The following is a 3,141-nucleotide window of genomic DNA, read 5'->3' on the forward strand; positions in this document are numbered from 1 at the left end:
AAGCTTGCTGTTGCTTCTGCAATTGCGATTGTTGTTGCAGTAACTGTTGCTGTTGTTCTTCGATGATTCTCAATAATTGTGTTTCTAATTCCGTCATCGTTTAGTACCCCATTGGAATCATGTAACCGTTCTGCCATTCCCCTGCATTCTTGTTGATCTGAATACAGAGACGTTGTGCTTTGCTGTCTGGTCGCTTGCATGTGCTGATCGTCAAACTGCCTCCCGATCGGTTCAAATGATCGACCCTCATTTGCTTCTCGTTGATCACTGTATTTAGCGTCTGCATCTCGCTGTACTTGTTTTTGGTGACGAGACCAAGCGAGAAAATTGCTATAAGCAAAATAACTACTACTGAAATCAGTCCCATATTCAAAATGGTAAGTTTTTTCTGTACCGCTTGATTCTGGGCTTGTTGTTCTTGGCTCTGTATTTGCTCGTTTAATTTCGTTAAATGGCTCAATTTCGATTGCAGTAAGGTTTGATACTGGCTCAATTCCTTCTCGACCGTCTGGGCGTTGTTTTGAATGCTCTGGGCTATTTTCTCGTCCGACTGTTGGATAGCGGTCGCTGTGATATTGGCTCTTGTGTTCAAGCTGTCTCTGATAGTCTGTGACGTTTGCTCGATACCGCTCAGAAGTTGTTCCTCTGTATTCTTCAATTCGTTGTTGTACTTCTTGTCGATATTCGCCAGTAGCTCTAAAGCTTTGCTCATAAATCTCGCCCTCTAAACGGATAGGACGTTTTGCGCCCTCATACGGGTTTTCAATGGATATGGAATTTTTTACTTGTCGGGTGACATTGATTTGATTCGATTCAAGCCATTGCACCAATTCTTGCCGATCGGCAACTTCACCATTGGCAACCGCTCGGTAAACACGTTGATGTAACTGCTCTTTAAAATCCTTAATATCTTTGGGTAGATTCTTTTTATTTAAAAATAGCTGTCGATGTTCAGGATCATCGGGGTCATACAGTGAATGTTCGGTATTGGTGATCTGCTTAAATAGATCGACTCGATCTAAATCGACTGGCGCATAGAATGGCTGTAGGCGTTTGCCTGTTGAAAGCTCAACATTGGGAATCACAAAATTAAGCTCAAGCCTTGTCTCACCTGTGTCCTGATTAATTTTGTCTTGGTGCTGTACCCATAAAATTTGATACTGGTCTTTATCTAGTCCTGGAAATAAACATTCCTCAAAATTTTGCATTATTTTCTGTTTATCCTGGTCAGATAAATCATGCTCATAAAAGGACAAACAACCACTGGTATATTTTTTTGCAAAAGGACTGCTATCAATCAATTGTGCTGTCAGTTCTACATCACCACTAAGCACCTGTGCGTGTTCACGCTCTCGATCTTCACCCAATAAATAATCAAGACAACCTTTTGACAAACCTGAACCATGTCGAAAAAAATCAACGATCATCTGGACGTAACTCCCGAAGCTGTTGATCAATTGAAATCAATAAATGAAGTAACTTCACTTTGTCAAAAGTACCTACCCCTGCAATATCGGTATTCACGGCTTTGGCAATCTGATTCACATTATTACCAATTCGACCAAGTTCTAAAATTAACACTCGCTCTGTCTTGCTATACGAAGATTCAACAACCTTTGTTACTTTAATTTTTTGGTCATCATCTGCTTTGGAATTATGAATTTTAGTCGCTTTCTCTACTGCTGCTTGTCTAAGTAACTTTGCAATCGAACCATAAGGATTATTTGAATCAAGCAATTGATATTCTGATTCAGAAAGTCTGACTTTAAAGGTTCTCTCTCGAACAGCTTTACCTTGCTTATTCTCTTGTTGTTCATGTCCTGACATTTCAATCTACCCTGCTTTGGCTTTTGTAAGCTTTAAATTGGAAAATCTTTGATTTTTCTTTTTAAAGCTTTTCGGGGGTATCGGGGGTGAAGCCCCTGATCAAGGTCACAGACTATCACTGTTTAACAAAGTTAAATAGGGGTAGCTGTGTATCCTTGCTTATTTAAAAATGGACAAAGTTGTTATATGAAAATTAAATCAATTGACGCGGTATATAAACTCTAGGAAGTATTGGCATGAATCTTGTAAAAACAAATGCGCTCAACTCTTTCTCACCGTCCCCACATCCCTCGCTTTGCTCGGGCTGATGGTGAACGTTGAGAGAGTTTCGGCAATACTTTCCCTAAGAGGCTTTGATTTAAAAAAATCAAATATCCTCTTAAGTATTGCCGATTAACCTGTAATTGGGCTGACGGAGCCACGCATCGGTCGTATCCGCACATGGTTTTGCTGACCATGCAGACAAGGACTAAAGGTTTTGCACCTTCTCCCACACGCTCCCTGTCGAAGTATGGCGATATCTCTGCGAGGATTCCTCCAACATGCAACTTCACCGACCTATACAACTACTTCCAACGCTCCGCCTATGTGAGATCCCCTGTAAGCGGTTTAGCCTTTCGACTATCGCTACGATGCACCAGTGACACTTATCCCTCCACATGCACCGCATATCTTCCTTTAAAAAAGGGCGCACAGAAGTAGATAAAGCTCGACCGTTAGGTGCTTATTTGATGATTTAAACTACTGAATTAACGAAGGACTTCAAATTGAGGCTTGTCAAACTAGTTCTTTTCTTTAAAATAGGAACTGGTACTAGCCGTAAGGTGAATATCAGTATGAGTTGGTAGCTCTGCCGATCTTTCGTTAATTGATGTTGGTAGCATCAAATAACTGTACCCACAGAATATAAAGCGAAAGTCCAATAAGTTTCAAGACTTATTGGACTTTTTCTTTTTTATAAAGATAATTTTAAAAATTATTTATAAGCCAAATAGTTGAGACTTAAATTGGGAATTCTCGTTAATGACAATAAAGTTGTTACTTTCACCTCAGAAACAGAACAACTAGTAAATACGTCATTAGATGCTAACCCTAATCATCACAAACTTAATGACTTAATTGTGCATAGTGTCTTTAAACGTTTGTATAGTCGTCAGGGGGGTGATGGGAATCCTTTAATTTACGCCCTAAAAGGACAAAAAGGATTCTCAATATCTCTTAAAGAGTGTGGAAAATTCAACCCCAATATCTCTAAAATTCTCCATAGCTTAATGCATGAAAAAGATTATGAAGTAAGCCTTACAATGCCATCAT

General features: G+C 39.5%; 3 protein-coding genes. 1 reads left to right on the plus strand and 2 read right to left on the minus strand.

Features of this window, described 5'->3' with window-relative positions; genetic code table 11:
• Both FTV42_RS15960 and FTV42_RS15965 read right to left on the minus strand, forming a co-directional pair.
• Positions 1-1,427, minus strand: a 1,427-nt coding sequence (locus FTV42_RS15960; RefSeq protein WP_180039187.1) for a relaxase/mobilization nuclease domain-containing protein, incomplete at its 3' end; no start/stop codon positions are given.
• On the minus strand, positions 1,417-1,827 hold the full coding sequence (locus FTV42_RS15965; protein WP_174660743.1) for a MobC family plasmid mobilization relaxosome protein: 411 nt from the start codon (positions 1,825-1,827) through the stop codon (positions 1,417-1,419). The genes FTV42_RS15960 and FTV42_RS15965, both read right to left, overlap by 11 nt.
• Positions 1,828-2,834: 1,007 nt before the next feature.
• On the opposite strand from FTV42_RS15965, the gene FTV42_RS15970 reads away from it, so the two are divergent.
• Positions 2,835-3,141: hypothetical protein (locus FTV42_RS15970; RefSeq protein WP_218947012.1), on the plus strand; the 307-nt coding region annotated here is incomplete at its 3' end.

It is taken from the genome of Acinetobacter sp. YH16052 (assembly GCF_013417155.1).
Lineage (GTDB): Bacteria > Pseudomonadota > Gammaproteobacteria > Pseudomonadales > Moraxellaceae > Acinetobacter.